The 20,799-nt window shown below is 46.1% G+C and carries 18 protein-coding genes; 15 read left to right on the top strand and 3 right to left on the bottom strand.

All coding sequences use genetic code 11. The annotated features are described in order from the left end of the window. The first annotated feature begins 227 nt into the window (after positions 1–227). The 7 genes from tkt (at position 228) to J1C77_RS01595 (ending at position 8,388) form a co-directional block, all read left to right on the top strand. Entirely contained in the window at positions 228–2,204 is a 1,977-nt protein-coding gene (gene tkt / locus J1C77_RS01565) for a transketolase (RefSeq protein WP_002922447.1), read from the top strand. 177 nt (positions 2,205–2,381) lie between these two features. Further along, a complete protein-coding gene (gene yajC / locus J1C77_RS01570; RefSeq protein ID WP_002893835.1) occupies positions 2,382–2,717 on the top strand; it encodes a preprotein translocase subunit YajC in 336 nt (111 codons plus the stop codon). A gap of 229 nt (positions 2,718–2,946) precedes the next feature. Then, on the top strand, positions 2,947–3,696 hold the full coding sequence (locus tag J1C77_RS01575; protein ID WP_002922446.1) for an isoprenyl transferase: 750 nt from the start codon (positions 2,947–2,949) through the stop codon (positions 3,694–3,696). 18 nt (positions 3,697–3,714) lie between these two features. After that, complete coding sequence (locus J1C77_RS01580; protein WP_002922445.1) at positions 3,715–4,518, top strand: phosphatidate cytidylyltransferase; 804 nt, start codon at positions 3,715–3,717, stop codon at positions 4,516–4,518. 227 nt (positions 4,519–4,745) lie between these two features. Further along, a complete protein-coding gene (gene rseP, locus J1C77_RS01585) occupies positions 4,746–6,002 on the top strand; it encodes an RIP metalloprotease RseP (RefSeq protein WP_002922444.1) in 1,257 nt (418 codons plus the stop codon). A gap of 65 nt (positions 6,003–6,067) precedes the next feature. Continuing rightward, a complete protein-coding gene (locus tag J1C77_RS01590; protein ID WP_002922443.1) occupies positions 6,068–7,918 on the top strand; it encodes a proline--tRNA ligase in 1,851 nt (616 codons plus the stop codon). 89 nt (positions 7,919–8,007) lie between these two features. Continuing rightward, a complete protein-coding gene (locus J1C77_RS01595; protein WP_032905620.1) occupies positions 8,008–8,388 on the top strand; it encodes a PH domain-containing protein in 381 nt (126 codons plus the stop codon). A gap of 55 nt (positions 8,389–8,443) precedes the next feature. On the opposite strand, the gene J1C77_RS01600 is transcribed toward J1C77_RS01595, so the two are convergent. Continuing rightward, complete coding sequence (locus J1C77_RS01600; protein WP_002922441.1) at positions 8,444–8,986, bottom strand: hypothetical protein; 543 nt, start codon at positions 8,984–8,986, stop codon at positions 8,444–8,446. A 166-nt stretch (positions 8,987–9,152) separates the two neighbouring features. Here J1C77_RS01600 and J1C77_RS01605 point away from each other — a divergent pair, with 166 nt between their 5' ends. The 5 genes from J1C77_RS01605 to J1C77_RS01625 all read left to right on the top strand — a co-directional run bounded on the left by J1C77_RS01605 (position 9,153) and on the right by J1C77_RS01625 (position 15,999). After that, positions 9,153–13,541 (top strand): PolC-type DNA polymerase III, encoded by a 4,389-nt coding sequence (locus J1C77_RS01605; protein WP_049547652.1) that lies wholly within the window; start codon positions 9,153–9,155, stop codon positions 13,539–13,541. 11 nt (positions 13,542–13,552) lie between these two features. Further along, positions 13,553–14,239 (top strand): class I SAM-dependent methyltransferase, encoded by a 687-nt coding sequence (locus tag J1C77_RS01610; protein ID WP_032906159.1) that lies wholly within the window; start codon positions 13,553–13,555, stop codon positions 14,237–14,239. A 19-nt stretch (positions 14,240–14,258) separates the two neighbouring features. Then, positions 14,259–14,411 carry a hypothetical protein gene (locus tag J1C77_RS01615; RefSeq protein WP_042763034.1) on the top strand — a complete coding sequence of 51 codons (153 nt, stop codon included), beginning with the start codon at positions 14,259–14,261 and terminating at the stop codon, positions 14,409–14,411. A gap of 21 nt (positions 14,412–14,432) precedes the next feature. Further along, a complete protein-coding gene (locus J1C77_RS01620; RefSeq protein ID WP_002922433.1) occupies positions 14,433–15,674 on the top strand; it encodes an aminopeptidase in 1,242 nt (413 codons plus the stop codon). Positions 15,675–15,768: 94 nt separating this feature from the next. Beyond that, complete coding sequence (locus tag J1C77_RS01625; protein WP_002893807.1) at positions 15,769–15,999, top strand: GlsB/YeaQ/YmgE family stress response membrane protein; 231 nt, start codon at positions 15,769–15,771, stop codon at positions 15,997–15,999. Between the two features lie 61 nt (positions 16,000–16,060). Here the strand turns inward: J1C77_RS01625 and def are convergent, their stop codons facing one another. Beyond that, entirely contained in the window at positions 16,061–16,675 is a 615-nt protein-coding gene (gene def / locus J1C77_RS01630; protein ID WP_032905622.1) for a peptide deformylase, read from the bottom strand. A gap of 211 nt (positions 16,676–16,886) precedes the next feature. Between def and J1C77_RS01635 the strand changes: the two genes are divergently transcribed. From J1C77_RS01635 to rpsO, 3 genes are all read left to right on the top strand, one after another. Further along, positions 16,887–18,056 (top strand): MFS transporter, encoded by a 1,170-nt coding sequence (locus J1C77_RS01635; RefSeq protein ID WP_002911656.1) that lies wholly within the window; start codon positions 16,887–16,889, stop codon positions 18,054–18,056. An 11-nt stretch (positions 18,057–18,067) separates the two neighbouring features. Then, a complete protein-coding gene (locus J1C77_RS01640; protein ID WP_002922432.1) occupies positions 18,068–18,796 on the top strand; it encodes a pseudouridine synthase in 729 nt (242 codons plus the stop codon). A 166-nt stretch (positions 18,797–18,962) separates the two neighbouring features. Further along, positions 18,963–19,232, top strand: a complete 270-nt coding sequence (rpsO, locus tag J1C77_RS01645; protein ID WP_004193424.1) for a 30S ribosomal protein S15 — start codon at positions 18,963–18,965, stop codon at positions 19,230–19,232. A 500-nt stretch (positions 19,233–19,732) separates the two neighbouring features. Here the strand turns inward: rpsO and J1C77_RS01650 are convergent, their stop codons facing one another. Continuing rightward, positions 19,733–20,659 carry an alpha/beta hydrolase family protein gene (locus J1C77_RS01650; protein WP_002922430.1) on the bottom strand — a complete coding sequence of 309 codons (927 nt, stop codon included), beginning with the start codon at positions 20,657–20,659 and terminating at the stop codon, positions 19,733–19,735. Between the last annotated feature and the right edge of the window lie 140 nt (positions 20,660–20,799).

Raw genomic sequence — 20,799 nt, forward strand, 5'->3', positions numbered from 1 at the left:
TTTTTTTGACAGTCCAAGAGTGAACAGTTACCTGTGTAATTCTTGGTCTTTTTGTTACCGTTTTCAAGATTTATAATAAATCTATAAAAAAGATGAGATTATCCCTATCTTGCGATATAGGGATAATTTTCTTATAATAGATATGAGACAATTTTTATCGTTTCTACGACCATTGTTTATCCTGTTCTGATGTCAGGACAGATTTTAGTAAAAATAAGGAGAATCCAATGTCACAATTATCAGTTAATGCCATTCGCTTTTTAGGGATTGACGCGATTGAAAAGTCTAAGTCAGGTCACCCTGGCGTAGTCATGGGCGCTGCGCCGATGGCTTATGACTTGTTTACTAAACAATTGCGTATCAATCCAGAAGAGCCAAACTGGATTAACCGCGATCGCTTCGTCCTGTCTGCAGGACATGGTTCTATGCTGCTTTATGCCTTGCTTCATCTGTCTGGCTTTAAAGATGTCAGCATGGACGAAATCAAAAACTTCCGCCAATGGGGCTCTAAGACACCAGGTCACCCAGAGTTTGGCCACACAGCTGGTGTCGATGCTACTACTGGCCCACTAGGACAGGGTATTTCTACAGCTACTGGTTTTGCTCAGGCAGAGCGTTTCTTAGCTGCTAAGTATAATCGTGAAGGCTACCCAATTTTCGACCATTACACTTATGTCATCTGTGGTGATGGTGATTTGATGGAGGGGGTTTCAGCTGAAGCTGCTTCTTATGCTGGCCTACAAAAGCTAGACAAGCTGGTTGTTCTCTATGATTCAAATGATATCAACCTAGATGGAGAGACTAAGGATTCCTTTACAGAAGATGTTCGTGCCCGCTATGAAGCGTATGGTTGGCATACTGCCTTGGTAGAAGACGGAACAGACCTTGCAACGATTGATGCAGCTATCAATGAAGCTAAAGCTTCTGGCAAACCATCTTTGATTGAAGTTAAGACTGTTATCGGTTACGGTTCTCCAAACAAGCAAGGCACTAATGCAGTTCACGGTGCTCCTCTGGGAGCAGAAGAAGCGGCAGCTACTCGTAAAGCCTTGGGCTGGGACTATGCGCCATTTGAGATTCCTGAGGAAGTCTATGCTGACTACCGTACAAATGTGGCGGAGCGTGGTGCAGCAACATACGATGCTTGGAAACAGCTAGTAGAGGACTACAAGCAAGTCCATCCAGAATTGGCAGCAGAAGTAGCAGCTATCATCGCTGGTCAGGATCCAGTAGAAATCAAACCAGAAGACTTCCCAGTACTTGAAAATGGCTTATCTCAAGCAACCCGTAATTCTAGTCAGGATGCCCTCAATGCAGCAGCTAAGGTCCTTCCAACTTTCCTTGGCGGTTCTGCTGACTTGGCTCATTCCAATATGACCTACATCAAGGAAGATGGCCTGCAAGATGATGCCCACCGTCTCAACCGCAATATCCAATTTGGTGTGCGCGAGTTTGCTATGGGAACAATTCTCAACGGTATGGCGCTTCATGGTGGTCTTCGCGTTTACGGTGGTACATTCTTCGTATTCTCAGACTATGTCAAGGCAGCTGTCCGCTTGTCTGCCCTTCAAGGCTTGCCAGTGACTTATGTCTTCACACACGATTCTATTGCAGTTGGTGAAGACGGCCCAACTCATGAGCCGATTGAGCACTTGGCTGGTCTGCGTGCTATTCCAAACCTGACTGTTTTCCGCCCAGCAGATGCGCGTGAAACTCAGGCAGCTTGGTACCTGGCCCTTAAGAGCCAATCTACTCCGACTGCACTGGTCTTGACCCGTCAAAATCTGACAGTAGAAGAAGGCACAAACTTTGACAAGGTAGCTAAAGGAGCTTATGTGGTTTACGAAACAGGAGCAGATTTCGATACCATCTTGCTGGCTTCTGGTTCTGAGGTTAATTTGGCTGTTGCAGCTGCTAAAGCACTTGCAGCAGAAGGCGCTAAAATTCGTGTGGTCAGCGTGCCATCAACAGAGCTTTTTGATGCTCAAGATGCAGCCTACAAAGAAGAAATTCTTCCAAATGCAGTTCGTCGCCGCGTAGCAATCGAGATGGCAGCTAGCCAGCCTTGGTACAAGTATGTCGGTCTGGACGGTGCAGTTATCGGAATCGACCAGTTTGGTGCATCTGCTCCAGCAGGTAAGGTGCTGGAAGAATACGGCTTTACAGTTGAACACGTAGCAGAAGTTGTTAAAAATCTTAAATAAGAAGACATAAAATCAGGGTGTTAGTCATCCTGATTTTTGCTTTTTAAAAAATGTGGTTAGGCCAGTCATGCTTTGTCCGACTTGAGATGGACTTTGCCTGAAAAGTCAGAATCGTCTTGTAAAAATAAGGGAAATCTGCTATAGTAGTTCATATATGACATTCGAAGGAGAAAAGATATGAATCCAATTATGCTTATTGTATTTGCGGTTGTACTGGTAGGGATGACTTATTTCCAGATGCGTGCCCAAAAGAAACAGGCTCAGCAGCGTATGGAAAGCCTTAACAAGCTGCAAAAGGGTTATGAAGTCATTACCATCGGCGGTTTGTATGGAACGGTAGATGAAGTGGACACAGACAAGAAAACAGTTGTTCTGGATGTGGACGGTGTTTACCTGACCTTTGAACTGACAGCAATTAAGACCGTACTGCCATTAACGGAGGGGATTCCTGCTGTTGCTGGTGGTGAAGGAAGCGTTGACGTTCCTGAGGAAGAATCAGCGATTGAAGAGTAAAGAAATAAACAGCTTGCGGGCTGTTTTTTGTTTTGACTCATACGTTTAGAAGGTGTCTGGTTTCAAGCTTATTCGCCTCGCAGTTTGGACAGGCTGGGTGAGTTTGGATTTTTTAGTTGACATTCTGTCCTTATTTTATGCCCTCAGGCTTGAAAAAGCGGATGAATTGCCCACATTCCAAGGATTTATGATATAATGAACTGACAAAACTTTAAATAGGATAAAAAGTATGTTTAGTTTTAAGAAAAAAGAAAAGCTGAACGCACCGCTGAATGTTCCCAAACACATTGCTGTTATTATGGACGGCAACGGCCGCTGGGCCAAAAAAAGGATGCAGCCGCGCGTGTTCGGTCATAAGGCTGGCATGGAAACCTTGCAAAGGGTGACGATTGCCGCCAAGGAAATGGGTGTTCAGGTCTTGACTGTCTATGTCTTTTCAACGGAAAATTGGTCTCGGCCGGAAAAGGAAGTTTCCTTTATCATGAATCTGCCGGTTGAATTTTACGACCGCTATGTGCCGGAGCTGCACAAGAACAATGTTAAGATCCAGATGATTGGTGACACGGCTAAGCTTCCTAAGGCGACATTTGAAGCTCTGGAAAAGGCTGAAAGCCTGACCAAGCTCAATACAGGTTTGATTCTCAATTTTGCCCTAAACTACGGTGGCCGATATGAGATCAATCAGGCGGTTAAACTGATTGCTCAGGATGTTTTGGATGCCAAACTCAGTCCCGGTGACATTACTGAGGAAGTCATTGGCAACTACCTCTATACCAGCAACTTGCCTAAGATGCTGCGCGATCCGGATCTGGTGATTCGGACCAGTGGAGAGTTGCGCCTCAGCAATTTTCTGCCTTGGCAGTCAGCCTACAGTGAGCTGTATTTTACGGATATTCTCTGGCCTGACTTTGATGAGAAGGCTTTGAAGACTGCAATTGCAGAATACAGCCGTCGGAATCGACGCTTTGGCGGTGTTTAAGGGAGAAAGTAAAAGAGTATGAGTAAAAATTTACAAAAACGTCTAATCTTTGGGGGAATCGCTCTTGCTATTTTTATTCCTCTGGTATTGACAGGAGGCGTCATCTTTCAGATTTTTGTGGGCCTGCTGGCCATGCTGGCGGTGCATGAATTTCTCCAAATGAAAGGTCTGCCGACAGCGACTATCGAAGGTGTCTTAGCCATGCTGGCAGCCTTTGTTCTAACCCTGCCCCTGGAGAACTATCTGAAGTTTCTGCCGGTCGATGGCAATGTCGTGGCCTATGGCTTGGTCGTCTTCCTTCTCTTGATTTCGACTGTTCTAGGTTCCAACTACACCTTTGAAGATGCTGCCTATCCGATTGCGACTAGTTTTTATGTCGGTCTTGGTTTTAATGCTTTGATTGATGCCCGCTTGATGAATATTGACAAGGTCCTGCTAGCTCTCTTTATCGTCTGGGCTACTGACAGCGGAGCTTATCTGGTCGGGGTGCGTTTCGGTAAAAGAAAGCTGGCGCCGAGAGTTTCTCCTAATAAGACTATTGAAGGAAGCCTGGGCGGCATTCTATCAGCCGTTCTAGTGACTGGAATCTTCATGTTGGTTCGACCGCAAGTGTACTCACCTTACAATGCCTTTGTCTTTTTGATTCTGGCAGTGCTCTTTAGTATTGCAGGTCAGTTGGGAGATTTGGTCGAAAGCTCAGTCAAGCGTCATTTCGGGGTCAAGGATTCTGGTAAATTCATTCCTGGCCACGGCGGTGTCTTGGATCGCTTTGACAGCCTTCTCTTCGTCTTTCCGCTGATGCATTTCTTCGGCTTGTTCTAAGACAGTCGAGCATAGCTGAAAGCAAGGGATGGCAAGCTTGTCTAACGACCGCACAATCTGAGAAGAAACTGGGATTTGGAGCTCAAAAATTTTGAATTGAGCTTCTAACCTATTTTCAAGAGTGTCAGCTATGCAGGAGCGGGAAGCTCGGTATTTGGCCGTTTTCTGCTCCTTCTTTGATTTAAAGAAAAAACAAGATTTCTAGGAAAGGTAAAATATAGAAGTCCATGCAGTTTATAACCTTTATTATTATTTTTGGGATCATTGTGGTGGTCCATGAGTTCGGACACTTCTACTTTGCAAAGAAGTCCGGCATTTTGGTCAGAGAGTTCGCTATCGGTATGGGACCCAAGATTTTCTCCCATATTGGTAAGGACGGGACGGCCTACACGATTCGGATTTTACCCTTGGGGGGCTATGTGCGTATGGCCGGCTGGGGGGAAGACTCCACTGACATTAAGGTGGGGACACCGGCTAGTCTGACCTTGGATGCAGAGGGCAAGGTGGTTCGTATCAATCTCTCTGGCAAAAAGGTTGACCAGACAGCTCTGCCCATGAATGTGACTGGCTTTGACTTTGAGGAAAAGTTGGAAATCACTGGTCTGGTCCTTGACGAGCTCAAGACTTATGCAGTAGATCATGATGCAACGATTGTTGAAGAAGATGGCACTGAGGTGCGGATTGCACCGCTGGATGTTCAGTATCAGAATGCTAGTATCTGGGGTCGTCTCATTACCAACTTTGCTGGGCCTATGAATAACTTCATCCTGAGCGTGCTGGTATTTATGCTGCTGGCCTTTGTTCAAGGCGGCGTTCGCGATGAAAACAGCAATCATTTCCAAGTTATGGATGGCAGTGCTATAGCAGCTGCTGGGGTTCAAAATAACGACCAAATCCTTAAGATTAATGACTATAAGATTAGCAACTGGGCGGATCTAACCAGCGCTCTGGCGAAAATCACAGCCAAGAGCAAGGAAGCGCCGACCTTGTCAGTTACCTACAAGCACGGCAGCGATACGAAAGAAATTACCGTACAGCCTAAAAAAGACGGCAATCGTTATCTGCTAGGGGTATCTCCAACGGTCAAGACAGGCTTCTGGGACAAGGTCATTGGCGGCTTTACTGCAGCTTGGTCTACCACGGTTCGCATTTTGTCAGCTCTGAAAGATATCATCTTCAACTTCAATATCAATAAGCTGGGCGGTCCGGTCGCTATTTACAATTTCAGCAGTCAGGCTGCCGAGCAAGGCTTGCCAGCAGTACTCAGCCTTTTGGCCATGCTGTCGCTCAATATCGGTATTTTCAACCTGATTCCTATTCCAGCCTTGGATGGCGGAAAAATCGTCCTCAATATTCTGGAGGCTATTCGCAGAAAACCGCTGAAAAGAGAAACGGAGACCTACATCACTCTGTCTGGAGTGGCTATTATGGTCATCTTGATGATTGCCGTTACTTGGAACGATATTATGAAATTATTCTTCTAAGAGCTCGAAGCTCATAGAGCCATGAAAAAGAAATTATTCAATGAAAGTCAAGGAGTTTTGTTTTTATGAAACAAAGTAAAATGTTAATTCCAACCCTGCGTGAGATGCCTAGCGATGCTCAAGTTATCAGCCACGCTCTGATGCTGCGGGCTGGCTATGTCCGTCAGGTTTCAGCCGGGGTCTATTCTTATCTGCCGCTGGCTAATCGTGTGATTGAAAAAGCAAAAAAAATCATGCGGGAAGAGTTTGACAAGATTGGTGCAGTGGAGATGCTGGCTCCAGCCCTGCTCAGTGCGGACCTCTGGCGCGAGTCTGGCCGTTATGAGACCTATGGCGAAGACCTCTACAAGCTTAAAAATCGTGAGAAATCAGACTTTATCCTAGGACCAACCCATGAGGAAACCTTTACGGCTATCGTCCGTGATTCGGTTAAATCCTATAAACAGCTGCCACTCAATCTCTATCAGATTCAGCCTAAATACCGTGATGAAAAGCGTCCTCGTAACGGGCTCTTGCGGACGCGTGAGTTTATCATGAAAGATGCCTACAGTTTCCATGCTAACTATGACAGCTTGGATGCGGCTTATGATGAATACAAGTCTGCCTATGAGAAAATCTTTACCCGCAGCGAGCTGGATTTCAAAGCTATTATTGGTGATGGTGGTGCCATGGGAGGTAAGGACAGCCAAGAATTCATGGCCATTACGCCGGACCGGACGGATGTGAACCGCTGGGTTGTCTTGGACAAGTCTGTGGCCAGCTTTGATGAAATTCCTGAGGATGTTCAGGAAGCAATTCGGACAGAATTGACCAGCTGGATGGTATCTGGTGAGGATACCATTGCCTACTCCAGTGAGTCCAGCTATGCTGCCAACCTTGAAATGGCGACGGATGAATACAAGCCAGCAGGACGTGTCGTGACCGAGGAAGAAGTTGCCCGCGTTTCAACGCCTGACTGCAAGACCATTGACGAAGTTGCTGCCTTCCTTGGGCTGGATGAAAGCCAGACAATCAAAACCTTGGTTTACATGGCTGACGAGTCTCCTGTCGTAGCACTTTTGGTCGGCAATGACCAGCTTAATGAAGTCAAGCTGAAAAATCATTTGGCAGCGGATTTCTTTGAAGTGGCGAGTGAAGATGAAGTCCGTCAGCTCTTGGGAGCAGGTTTTGGCTCACTAGGGCCAGTCAATCTGCCAGAAGGCGTGAGAATCATCGCTGATCGTAAGGTGCAAGACCTGGCTAACGCTGTGGTTGGCGCTAACGAAGATGGTTACCACTTGACCGGTGTCAATCCAGGCCGTGACTTTACCGCTGAGTATGTGGATATCCGTGAAGTTCGTGAAGGTGAGATTTCGCCAGACGGTCAAGGCATCCTCAAGTTTGCTCGAGGGATTGAGATTGGACACATCTTCAAGCTGGGAACTCGCTACTCTGACAGCATGAACGCTAATGTCTTGGACGAAAATGGCCGAGCAGTACCGCTGATTATGGGTTGCTACGGTATCGGTGTCAGCCGTCTCCTGTCCGCTGTTATGGAGCAGCACGCCCGTCTCTTTGTCAATAAAACTCCTAAGGGCGAATTCCGCTATGCTTGGGGCATCAACTTCCCGAAAGAGCTGGCACCATTTGATGTGCACTTAATTCCGGTCAATGTCAAGGACGAGGAAGCCTTGACTCTAACAGACCAAATTGAGGCTAACTTGCTAAGTGCTGGTTATGAGGTCTTGGTGGATGATCGCAATGAGCGCGCTGGTGTTAAGTTCAGCGACAGCGATTTGATTGGTCTCCCAATCCGTGTGACAGTTGGTAAGAAAGCTGCAGAAGGCATTGTCGAAGTCAAGATTAAGGCTACTGGCGATACCATTGAAGTCCACGCCGATAATTTACTAGAAACCCTGTCAATTTTGACAAAATAAAACAAACTGCCAGTTTTATCTGGCAGTTTTCTTTTGCTTATTGGAGGTGAAAATGCTATAGTAGGAAAAAATAGATTGGAGGACCGATGATGGGATTATTCAGCGGTTTATTAGGCAATGCCTCTCAGAAAGATATTGAAAAAACAGAAAGACAATTAGAGGATATTCTGACAACAACAGAGAATGTGGAACTGGCTTTTAGCCTTATTCGCGACTTGATTGTCTTTACAGATAAGCGTTTAATCTTGGTCGACAAGCAGGGAATGACTGGCAAAAAGACTTCTTATAAGTCCTTTCCTTATCGCTCTATCAGTCGTTTCTCAGTAGAAACAGCCGGCCATTTCGACCTAGATGCCGAGCTGAAAATCTGGGTTTCCAGCGCTCAAGAGCCAGCAGAAGTCCTGCAATTTACCAGCGATCGCAGCGTCATCGCTATCCAAAAAGCCTTAGCGGAAGCAGTGTTAAGATAGACAGAAAAAGCCTTCTGAGCATTAACTGTAAAGTTAAATCACTCAGAAAGCTTTTTTATTCTTCTTTAAGTCCTTGCTCTTTGATAGCTTCAAAAAAGTCTTCAGGTTTATCTTTTAGTCTTTCAAATACAGTGTCCTCTTGGTTCGTCACTCCAAAAGCAGCAGCGGCTTCGTCTATATCAATCGTATTCAAATCTAAGGTGACAGATTGATGAACTATTTTTTTATCTGCAGAAATTCTAACCTCTGACTCAATCCCCTTGGTCTTGTGAACCGCTTCAAAATTGGGACTGCTTTCCATGTCTTTTTGATAAATATCAGCCAGCTCTTTGCGACTTTTACCTTTTTCCTCATCAGGAATCTCTTTTTCTGTAATGAAAGAAAAAGCAGTAATCTTATCTTTTTGATAGTAGACTTTGACTTTTATGACGGAATCATCGCTTACTGAACGTGAAAAAGTTTTCGTCTTCACCTTTTCTTCTTTGGTTTTACTTTGGCTCTGACTTTGGTTGGGTTTGTTTTCTTGCTTATTTTGATTAGGCATGCTGCAGGCAGTCAGGGTCAGCAGACAGGCGCTGGCTAGTAAAATTTTCTTCACAGTTAAGACTCCTTTTGATAAATGTTCTGTTCTATTATATCATAACTTAGTGTCAAGAAGAATGCATTGACAATTGTGTAGGAGTCGCGCTTTGCCCTACTCTTTTTCTGTCGAAAAAAGTGCTGATTTATGGTAAAATAGGGTCACTACTGTACGAGGAAATGTCATGTCAAACAAGTTTGAAATTTTAATGAATCAGCTGGATATGCCACTGGAAATGAGAAGTTCAGAGGCCTTTTTGAATGCAGAAATTGAGAAGGTTCTGGTCCACAAGGTCAGTCGGGTCTGGGAATTTCATTTTTCTTTTGCGAATATTCTGCCCATTGAGATTTTTCGGGAATTGCAGAAGCGCTTAGCTCAAGAGTTTTCTAAGACAGGTAATCAAGCTGTTTTTGAAATTCATTGTCAGGCGCCTCAGGTATCGGATGAGCTCTTGCAGGCTTATTACCAGCTGGCCTTTGAGGAAGGTCCATGTGCCAGTCATGGCTTCAAGAGCCTGTATCAGGATTTGCGGGTTCATTTGGATGGGGACAAGCTGCTGATTGAAGGAGCTTCAACCATTGATACGGAGCATTTTCGCAAGAATCATCTGCTCAATCTCAGCCAGCAGCTGGTCAAGTACGGCTTTCCTCAGCTGACCTGTCAGGTTCAGCACAGCGATGAGCTGACCCAGCAACAAGCGGAGAATTTCCAGGCAGAAAATGACAAGATTGTTCAGGCGGCCAATGAAGAAGCGCTAAAAGCTATGGAATCCCTGCAGCAGATGGCACCACCTCCGGAGGAAAAGCCGGCCTATGACTTCCAAGCTCGCAAGGCTGCGGCTAAACCAAAGCTAGACAAGGCAGAGATTACCCCTATGATTGAAGTTCAGACTGAGGAGAATCGTCTGGTCTTTGAGGGAATGGTCTTTGACCTAGAGCAGAAGGTCACTCGGACCGGCCGGGTCTTGCTCAATTTCAAGATGACAGACTATACTTCCAGCTTCTCCTTGCAGAAATGGATGAAAAATGAAGAAGAAGCCAAGAAGTTTGACATGATTAAGAAGGGCGCCTGGCTGCGCGTGCGGGGAAATGTGGAGATGAACAATTTCACCCGCGACCTGACCATGAATGTGCAGGATGTGCAGGCCGTTACCCACTATGAGCGCAAGGATTTGATGCCCGAGGGTCAGAAGCGGGTCGAATTTCACGCCCATACCAATATGTCTACTATGGACGCCCTGCCTGAGGTCGAGGAAATCGTTGCAACGGCCGCCAAATGGGGCCACAAGGCTGTCGCCATTACCGACCATGGCAATGTGCAGAGCTTTCCCCATGGCTACAAAGCTGCCAAGAAAGCTGGTATCCAGCTGATTTACGGTATGGAGGCCAATATTGTAGAAGACCGAGTGCCTATCGTCTACAATGAAGTGGACATGGAGCTGAGCGATGCGACCTATGTTGTCTTTGACGTGGAAACGACGGGGCTTTCAGCGGTCTACAATGACTTGATTCAAGTCGCTGCTAGCAAGATGCACAAGGGCAATATCATCGCTGAGTTTGATGAGTTTATCAATCCGGGCCATCCTCTGTCGGCCTTTACGACGGATCTGACTGGGATTACGGATGAGCATGTCCGCAATGCCAAGCCGCTGGAGCAGGTGCTGAAAGAATTTCAGGAATTTTGCCAGGACAGTGTCCTCGTTGCCCATAATGCTACCTTTGACGTGGGCTTTATGAATGTCAACTATGAGCGGCATGGCCTGCCGAAAATCACTCAGCCTGTCATTGACACGCTGGAATTTGCCCGCAACCTTTATCCGGAGTACAAGCGGCATGGTCTGGGGCCTTTGACCAAGCGTTTCCAGATTGCTCTGGAGCATCATCACATGGCCAATTATGACGCGGAAGCGACGGGCCGCCTCCTCTTTATCTTTATCAAGGATGTGGCTGAAAAACATGGTGTGACCAATCTTAAGGATTTGAATACGGATCTGGTCGATGAAAATTCCTACAAGAAGGCTCGGGTCAAGCATGCGACCATTTATGTGAAAAATCAGACGGGACTCAAGAATATTTTCAAGTTAGTCAGTCTGTCCAATACCAAGTATTTTGAAGGTGTCCCGCGAATTCCACGGACCGTACTGGATACCCATCGTGAAGGTCTGATTCTGGGCTCGGCCTGCGCGGAAGGCGAAGTCTATGACGCCGTTGTCTCTCAGGGAGTGGATGCGGCTGTCGAAGTAGCCAAGTATTATGACTTTATCGAGGTCATGCCGCCGGCTATCTATGAGCCGCTGATTGCCAAGGAGCAAATCAAGGACCAGAAAGAACTGCAGACCATTATTCGCAATCTGATTGAGGTCGGAGAACGCTTGGGCAAGCCTGTCCTTGCGACGGGGAACGTCCACTATATCGAGCCGGAAGAAGAAATCTATCGCGAGATTATCGTTCGGAGTCTAGGTCAGGGAGCCATGATTAACCGGACCATTGGTCACGGTGAAAATGCCCAGCCGGCTCCGCTTCCTAAGGCTCACTTCCGGACCACCAATGAGATGTTGGACGAATTTGCCTTTCTAGGCGAGGATTTGGCTAAGAAGCTGGTCATCACCAATCCGAATCAGCTGGCGGAAACCTTTGAGCCGGTAGAGGTGGTCAAGGGCGACCTCTATACGCCTTTCATTGATAAGGCTGAGGAGACGGTTGCCGAGCTGACTTATCAAAAAGCCTTTGAGATTTATGGCAATCCGCTGCCAGATATCGTGGACTTGCGGATTGAAAAAGAGCTGACCTCCATCTTGGGGAATGGCTTCGCCGTGATTTACCTGGCTTCACAGATGCTGGTGCAACGCTCCAATGAGCGGGGCTATCTGGTAGGCTCGCGGGGGTCAGTCGGATCCAGCTTTGTCGCGACCATGATTGGGATTACCGAGGTTAATCCCTTGTCACCCCACTATGTCTGTGGCAAATGCCAATACAGCGAGTTCATCACGGACGGCTCCTATGGTTCTGGTTTTGATATGCCGGATAAGGACTGTCCAGAGTGTGGTCACAAGCTGAGCAAGAACGGTCAGGATATTCCATTTGAGACTTTCCTTGGATTTGACGGGGACAAGGTACCCGATATTGACTTGAACTTCTCTGGAGAGGATCAGCCGAGCGCCCATTTGGACGTGCGGGATATCTTTGGTTCAGAATACGCCTTTCGGGCTGGAACTGTTGGTACCGTTGCGGCTAAGACAGCCTATGGATTTGTCAAGGGCTACGAGCGCGACTATGGGAAATTTTATCGGGACGCCGAAGTTGAGCGTCTGGCGCAGGGAGCTGCCGGAGTCAAGCGGACGACTGGACAACACCCGGGCGGAATCGTTGTTATCCCTAACTACATGGATGTTTATGACTTTACACCAGTCCAGTATCCAGCTGATGATGTGACGGCCGAGTGGCAGACCACCCACTTTAACTTCCACGATATCGATGAAAATGTCCTCAAACTTGATGTTCTGGGACACGATGATCCGACCATGATCCGGAAGCTTCAGGACTTGTCTGGCATTGATCCGAATGACATTCCTATGGATGATGCCGGTGTCATGGCCCTCTTTTCTGGGACAGACATTCTGGGGGTGACTCAGGAGCAAATCGGCACGCCGACTGGTATGCTGGGGATTCCGGAGTTTGGGACTAATTTTGTACGGGGTATGGTTGATGAGACCCATCCGACCACCTTTGCGGAGCTCTTACAGCTATCTGGTCTCTCTCACGGTACGGACGTTTGGCTAGGCAATGCTCAGGATTTGATCAAGCAAGGGATTGCTGACCTGTCCACCGTAATCGGCTGTCGGGACGACATCATGGTTTACCTCATGCACAAGGGCTTGGATCCTAAGATGGCCTTTACGATCATGGAGCGCGTGCGGAAGGGCCTTTGGCTGAAGATTTCTGAAGAAGAGCGCAATGGCTACATCGCAGCCATGAAGGAAAACAATGTGCCAGAATGGTACATCGAGTCCTGTGGAAAAATCAAGTACATGTTCCCCAAGGCCCATGCGGCAGCCTACGTTATGATGGCTCTGCGGGTAGCCTACTTCAAGGTACATCATCCGATTTATTACTACTGTGCCTACTTCTCTATTCGGGCCAAGGCATTTGATATTAAGACCATGAGTGGCGGACTTGATGCCGTCAAACGCCGGATGAGCGAAATCGCTGAAAAGCGCAAGAACAACGAAGCTTCCAATGTAGAAATTGACCTTTATACGACTCTGGAAATCGTCAATGAAATGCTGGAGCGGGGCTTCAAATTCGGAAAGCTGGACCTCTACAAGAGCCATGCAACGGAGTTTCTCATCGAAGGGGATACCCTTATCCCACCATTCTCTGCCATGGACGGTCTGGGTGACAACGTTGCCCGCCAAGTAGTCAGAGCGCGCGAAGAAGGCGAATTCCTTTCTAAGACGGAGCTCCGCAAGCGCGGCGGTCTCTCTAGCACCCTAGTCGAAAAAATGGACGATATGGGTATTCTAGGCAATATGCCTGAGGATAACCAGTTGAGTCTGTTTGATGAGTTTTTTTAAGAAGGATGTTTATGGAAAATATTACGGAACAATTTAATGCGGTTGCTTTAGAATATGATTGGGTAACTACTCTTTTGGAAGGCAAGCCCGATTATCTACTGGATAATTTGCCTGACCGTAGAGTTTCCGCTTTGGATATTGGTTGTGGCGGAGGGAATACCTGCATTTTTCTGTCTTCATATTTTCAACATGTGACAGGAATAGATCTTTCTGTGGATTTTCTGCAGATAGCAAAAGATAAAGTAGAAAAAGAAGATTTACAGAATGTAGAATTACTGCAGGATGATTTTTTAACCGCTGTTTTTGAGAAACAATTTGATTTTATTTTCAGTCGAACTACATTTCATCATTTGGACATCCCTGAAGCTTTGGAAAAATGTAAGAAATTACTAAAGCCAGGTGGCATCCTGTTTGTTATGGACAATGTATCAGAAAAGCCCACTCCTTCAACTTGGACCTATGTTGTAGGCGCTTATTTAGATTTTCCTCGACACTGGAAAAGATTCGGCTTGAAAAATGCCAGAAGAATCTTCAAACATAGCACCTCCAAATCTTGGCTCAATCATTTAGCAACAGATCGCTACCTTTCTAAAAAAGGATATGAAGAGATTTATGGGAAGTTGCTGCCAGGCTGTAAATTAATTCAGGATGGTTGGAATATGAAAGTCATCTGGCATCATAAACCAATAGATGGTTAACAAAGGAAAGGACTCTCTCATGAAACTTAGAATAAATGCCGAAGATAAGCCTGCGCAAAAGGTGTTTGATTACCAGCTGGATCTTGACCCAGATACGATTTTGAAAATGACCGCTTTGATTTGCGGTAAGGTGGCAGCGGTTAGCCTGCTGTCCCTGTTTAAAGAGAATTAACAAAAGAAAAGGAGAAGCAGCATGGTTCTGCCAAATTTTAAAGAAAACTTAGAAAAATACGCTAAACTATTGGTTGCCAATGGTATTAATGTGCAGCCGGGTCACACGGTGGCGCTCAATATTGATGTGGAGCAGCGTGAGCTGGCTCACTTGATTGTCAAGGAAGCCTATGCTCTGGGTGCTCACGAGGTCATCGTCCAGTGGGCGGATGATTTGACTACGCGGGAGAAATTCCTCCATGCACCGATGGAGCGCTTGGACAATGTTCCAGACTATAAGGTGGCTGAGATGAACTATCTCCTCGAAAAGAAAGCCAGCCGCTTGGGCGTTCGTTCATCTGACCCAGGAGCTTTAAATGGCGTGGATGCCGAGAAATTATCAGCTTCTGCTAAGGCTATGGGGATAGCTATGAAGCCGATGCGGATTGCAACCCAATCCAATAAAGTCAGCTGGACAGTCGCTGCTGCAGCTGGAGCAGAGTGGGCTAAAAAGGTCTTTCCAAATGCAGCCAGCGATGAGGAAGCAGTAGATTTGCTTTGGGATCAGATTTTCAAAACCTGCCGTGTCTATGAGGATGACCCAGTAGCCGCTTGGAAAGCTCATGAAGAAAAACTCAGCTCAAAGGCTAAAGTTTTGAATGAAGAGCAATTCACTGCTCTGCACTACACAGCTCCTGGAACAGACTTGACATTGGGCTTGCCCAAGAACCATCACTGGGAGTCAGCTGGCAGTCTCAACGCTCAGGGCGAGTATTTTATTGCCAATATGCCGACAGAAGAGGTCTTTACAGCACCGGACTTCCGCCGAGCTGAAGGTTATGTGACTAGCACCAAGCCTCTCAGCTACAATGGCAACATCATCGAAGGCATCAAGGTGACCTTCAAGGATGGCCAGATTGTGGACATTACTGCTGAAAAGGGAGAACAGGTTATGAAGGATCTTGTCTTTGAAAATGCGGGTGCGCGTGCTTTAGGTGAGTGTGCCTTGGTGCCAGATCCAAGTCCGATTTCTCAGTCAGGTATCACCTTCTTCAATACTCTCTTTGATGAAAATGCTTCTAACCACTTGGCTATCGGTGCAGCCTATGCGACTAGTGTAGTCGGTGGAGAGAATTTATCCGAAGAAGAGCTGGAAGCAGCGGGTCTCAACCGCTCGGATGTCCATGTGGACTTTATGATTGGCTCTGATCAGATGGATATTGACGGTATCCGCGAAGATGGCAGCCGCGTAGCAATCTTTAGAAATGGAGACTGGGCAATCTAAGCTTTCGAGTTGCCTTAAATGACGCATTCCATAATGACAGCTTCCACTTGCTTCTTGAGAAGCCTTGCTAGAAATATAGAAAGAAGGGGCATATATGATTGGTAGTATGTTTGTCGGTTTTATTATCGGCCTTATCGCCGGGGCTATTACCAGCCGTGGGGAGCGCATGGGCTGTATCGGAAAAATCCTTTTGGGCTGGTTTGGTTCCTTGATTGGTCAATTTCTCTTTGGCCACTGGGGACCAATGCTGGCTGATACAGCTATTGTTCCATCAGTGCTAGGGGCAGTTATTCTCTTGGCTATTTTCTGGAGACGGGATAGTTAGAATAGAAAAAATACCTAGATAGTTTCTATCTAGGTATTTTCGATAATGATATGCAAGTTATTTACTCAATCACCAACATGCCGTCTTTGACTGCAAATGGGTCTTTTTCATTAATACGGTCATAGAACATGATGCCGTTGATATGGTCGATTTCATGCTGAACAACAATGGCGTTATAGCCCTTGAGTTTGATACGATGCTTTTGACCATCCTTGTCAAAGTAATCCACGGTCACTCGTGCATGACGAACTACGTAGCCCGGTACTTCTCGATCGACTGACAGGCAGCCTTCACCATCAGCTAAAGCTGCATCCTGAACGGAGTGGGCTACAATCTTAGGATTGTACATCAGCGTTTGCAGACTATAAGCTTCCTTAGGCGGATTGCCCTCTTCGTCGTCAGGGTTGGGAACTAAAACAGCGATGAGCCGTTTGGAAATATCCAGCTGGGGAGCGGCTAGACCAACACCGCCGCGCAGCCCCATTTTTTCTGCCGTGACTGGGTCCTGGGAATGCTTGAGAAATTGCATCATCTTCTCGCCCAGAATGATTTCTTGGTCTGATAGAGGGAAGCTGACTTCCTCAGCGATAGCGCGCAGGGTTGGATTGCCCTCGCGGATAATATCCTTCATATCAATTAAATGGGCTGGTTTGGTTAATCGTTCAATAACAGATATTTTTTCACTCACAGACATGATTCTCTCCTTTTTCTATCCTTCATCATAACATAAAACCTGTAAGAAATAAAGGCGGGAGCGGTTTTGACTGGCTGGGGGTGTCTGCTTTTTGATGGAGCCACAGGGACCCATAATATTCCTGACAAAGAAATTGCGTCTTGACCCAAAAAACTGTATGATAGAGGTAGTGTGAATTTTAAAGGAAAATAGAATGAAAAAATTGATGGAAAAGGTGAGTATCCTCTCGCTTTCTTTGATTCTGACGACGGCTTTTTCGATTTCCAGTGCCCAGTCGGCCATGTTTGCTTTTTATAAGGGGATTCCAGAAAGTTGGGTAGAACTATTGGTTTCTTTGCCTTCGGCTGGGATTATGCTCATGTTACTGTTAAATCGTGTCATTGAAAAGTACCTGACCGAGCGCCAGATGATTGTGAGCGGACTTGTGATTTTTTCACTTTGCGGGCTTCTTCCTCTTCTTAACCAGTCTTACTGGCTTATGTTTGCCTCTCGGCTTGTCTTTGGGATGGGAATCGGTCTGCTTAATGCCAAGGCTATCTCAATTGTTAGCGAGCGCTACAAGGGACAGGAACGTGTTCGGCTTTTAGGACTGAGGGGATCAGCAGAAGTAGTCGGGACAGCCCTCTTAACTTTTGGCGTCAGTTGGCTTCTTCCTCTCGGTTGGCAGGCTGCCTTTCTCGTCTATAGCTTCGGTCTTGTGGTTTTGGCGCTTTATCTGCTTTTTGTCCCTTATGACAAGGTCTCTGAAAAGCAGCAAGAACAGTCTGAATTGGCTCCTAAGCTAAGCCAGCAGGATTGGCAGTTAAGTCTAGCTTTTGCCTTTGTGGCGGGGGTTATTGTGCTGACCTATATTGCCATCAATGTGCGGGTGCCGGGGATTGTGGAGAAGTCTGGTATGGGAACCGCCCAGACTGCAGGCGTGATTCTTTCCTTGATGCAGTTGATTGGGATTGCAGCGGGCATCAGCTTTGCTAGTTTGACCCGTCTTTTTAGAGATAAACTGCTGATGCTTTCTGGTCTGGTTTTTGGACTGACTCAGATTATCATTGGCTTCTCACCTAATCTTTTGTCACTCAGCATGGCTACTATTAGCGCCGGTTTTGTCTATAGTGTCGGTCTGACGACCATTTTTTACACCCTGTCCGAGCGCATTTCCGCCCACCTACTCAATCAAGCTACTTCTATCGTGATTTTAGGTTGCAGTATCGGAGCAACGGCCACTACATTTGTCCTCAGTTTCATCGGGAGATTCTCCAACGTCCCAGCCTTTATCTTCAGCGTTTTGGGACTAGCTATGATTTTGACCTCGCTCTTTGTTCTAAGATTTAGCAAAGGAAAGAGCGGATTGGCCCCAAAAAGCTAGGAGGTTATACGATGCGTCTGGATAAATTTTTAGCAGAAAATGGTCTGGGCTCACGTGCTCAGGTCAAGCAGTTCCTAAAGAAAGGGCTGGTTTTGGTCAATGGCAGAGCAGAGAAATCACCTAAGACCCAGATTGATGAGACAGCAGATGAGATTGTCGTTTCTGGCCAAAGGCTGACCTATGAAAAATTCGTCTACTATCTTCTCAACAAGCCGCAGGGAGTCATTTCGGCGACAGAGGATGACCGTCATAAGACGGTTCTGGACTTGCTGGACGAGACTGCCCGTCAGAAAGAAGTCTTTCCTGTCGGCCGTTTGGATATTGATACCCACGGCCTGCTCCTTCTGACCAATAATGGCAAGTTGGCTCATGCCATGCTGTCACCCAAAAAGCACGTAGAAAAAATCTATCGTGCTCAAGTGGCAGGCCTGATGAACCAAGCAGATGTAGAGCGCTTTGCTGCAGGAATAGAGTTGAAAGATTTCACCTGCCAGCCAGCTCAGCTCAAGATTGTAGAGCTGGACGAGGCAAAAGAGACTTCTCTCGTAGAAATTACTCTAGCTGAAGGCAAGTTCCACCAGGTCAAGCGCATGGTGGCTTCCTGCGGAAAAGAAGTGACGGATCTTCAGCGCCTCACGATGGGATCCCTACAGTTAGATTCCGCACTTGCACTTGGAGAATGGCGGAGGCTGACCGAGGAAGAAATGCTTTCTTTAGAAATCTTTGGGGTAGAATTGTAAATGAAAAAGCCTGAATTCCTCATACAAAAGAGTTGAAACAGAATCATTTGACAAAGGTAGACCTTCTTGGTAGAATAAGTATGTCGTAAAGACAAATAACTTCTTCTTGGTTGCAGGCCATGCCAAACCTGTCACTCGGATGAAGCGTAAAGAAAAGGAGTATATCATGGCAATCTCAAAAGAGAAAAAAAATGAAATCATTGCACAATATGCACGTCACGAAGGTGACACTGGTTCAGTGGAGGTACAAGTTGCTGTCCTTACTTGGGAAATCAACCACCTCAACGACCACATCAAACAACACAAAAAAGACCACGCTACTTACCGTGGTTTGATGAAGAAAATCGGTCGCCGTCGTAACCTCTTGGCTTACCTTCGTAAGAACGACGTTAACCGTTACCGTGAGTTGATCAACTCTCTTGGACTTCGTCGCTAATCTTGCGTCTAAAACGTTTCTATACTTCGTTGACTTCGCCTCGATGTACCATTAGTACAATCTTCGCCTCGTCGCCTAGTTTATAAACGTTTTATCCAGCAAGAATCATGATGCTAAGGGCGTCAAAAATCCGTATGAAAATAGGGAAACGACATCGTGTTCGATGAACACAAGGAGTTTCATCTTTTTCACGAGAATTTTAGTTCGAGCTCAAATTAGTTCTCTGATTTCAGGGAGCTTTTTTGTTTTATCAACTCACTTAGGCCGTGTTCAATTGAATTCATAAAGTTGAAGCTGCTCTACTAAAGAGTAGTTTTTCTTTTTCGCTAGGATTGTAACCTGAACTCAAGTTAGCTCTCTGGTTTTGGAGGCATTTTTATTCATCGCTCCTCTTAGTATATTTCAAAATATTCAAATATCGTTTCCTACTCTAATTCTTCTTATTTTTCCAAATAAAAAGCTCTTCTATGATTTTAGAAGAACTTTTTCTATCAGCGGATTTACTCTTTCAAGAATTTTTGGATTGCAGGAGCGGCAGTGATAGCAAATCTTTCGTCGATGCGATGCTCCCCACCTTCCACAGTGACCAGCTCTGCATTTGGAATGGTCTGGCTGGCTTGAACCGCATACTGGTAGGGAACGACTGCATCATCAGTGCCGTGGATAATGAGGGTCGGAGCTGTGATTTTGGTCTGTTCGGCTTGGATGTCAATGTCTAAGGCATCGATTAGATAAATCTTGCCCAGAGTAGTATTGTGGTGTGTCAGGCTGTCTGGAAGTTGATCGAAGTCAGGACTTTCTAGATTACGATAGGTCTCTTTGGCATCATCAAAAAGAACGAAAGCTGGAAAGATAAGCAGGAGTTTGTGTACGCGGTCCGGATAAGCAGCAGCATAAAGACTAGCAACAACGCCGCCTTGGCTAGCACCGAACAAGCTCATTTTGCTTTTATCTACAAAGGTCTCGGAACTCAGTTTTTCCATGACTTGAGTCAAGTCTGTGAGTTCGGTTTTGACCGACATATTCAGCATATCCTGTCCGCCGCTTTTCGATTGGCGGCTGCCGCCGTAGAAATCAAAGCTGTAAACCAGATAACCTTGCTTTGCCAACAGCTGGCTATACATTTCATATTGCTCAAGGGTATTGTTGAATCCATGTGCGATAACAATAGTCGGCAATTTTTTACTCTTGTAGTCAGAAGGAGCAGTAATCTTTCCGTAGAGTTGCTTGTCATTGTATGAAACGCTGTACTCTTCAGACACGATGTCTTCTGTTGGAGTCGGTTGCTTGTCGCTTTTCTCACTAGAAGCTGTTTGTGTGGTTTCTGGCTTAGGAGGGGTAGGATTCGGTTTGGTCTGGGAGTGCCAGAAGAACAGAGCCAGTCCAGCCAAGCTCAAGGCTGCTAAGAAAGCCCAAATATACTTCATAGTTCTCTCCTTTCAGTATTTGTAGTATTATAGCGGAAATGAATGTATTTTACAAGAAGAGAGCTTTCTTGTCTTTTGATTTTTCTGCCTTTCATACAAGAAAATCCAATTCACTTATCTAAGCGAGATTCTGATAATCT

It is taken from the genome of Streptococcus sanguinis, from assembly GCF_050223295.1.
In the GTDB taxonomy this organism is placed as follows: Bacteria; Bacillota; Bacilli; order Lactobacillales; family Streptococcaceae; genus Streptococcus; species Streptococcus sanguinis_X.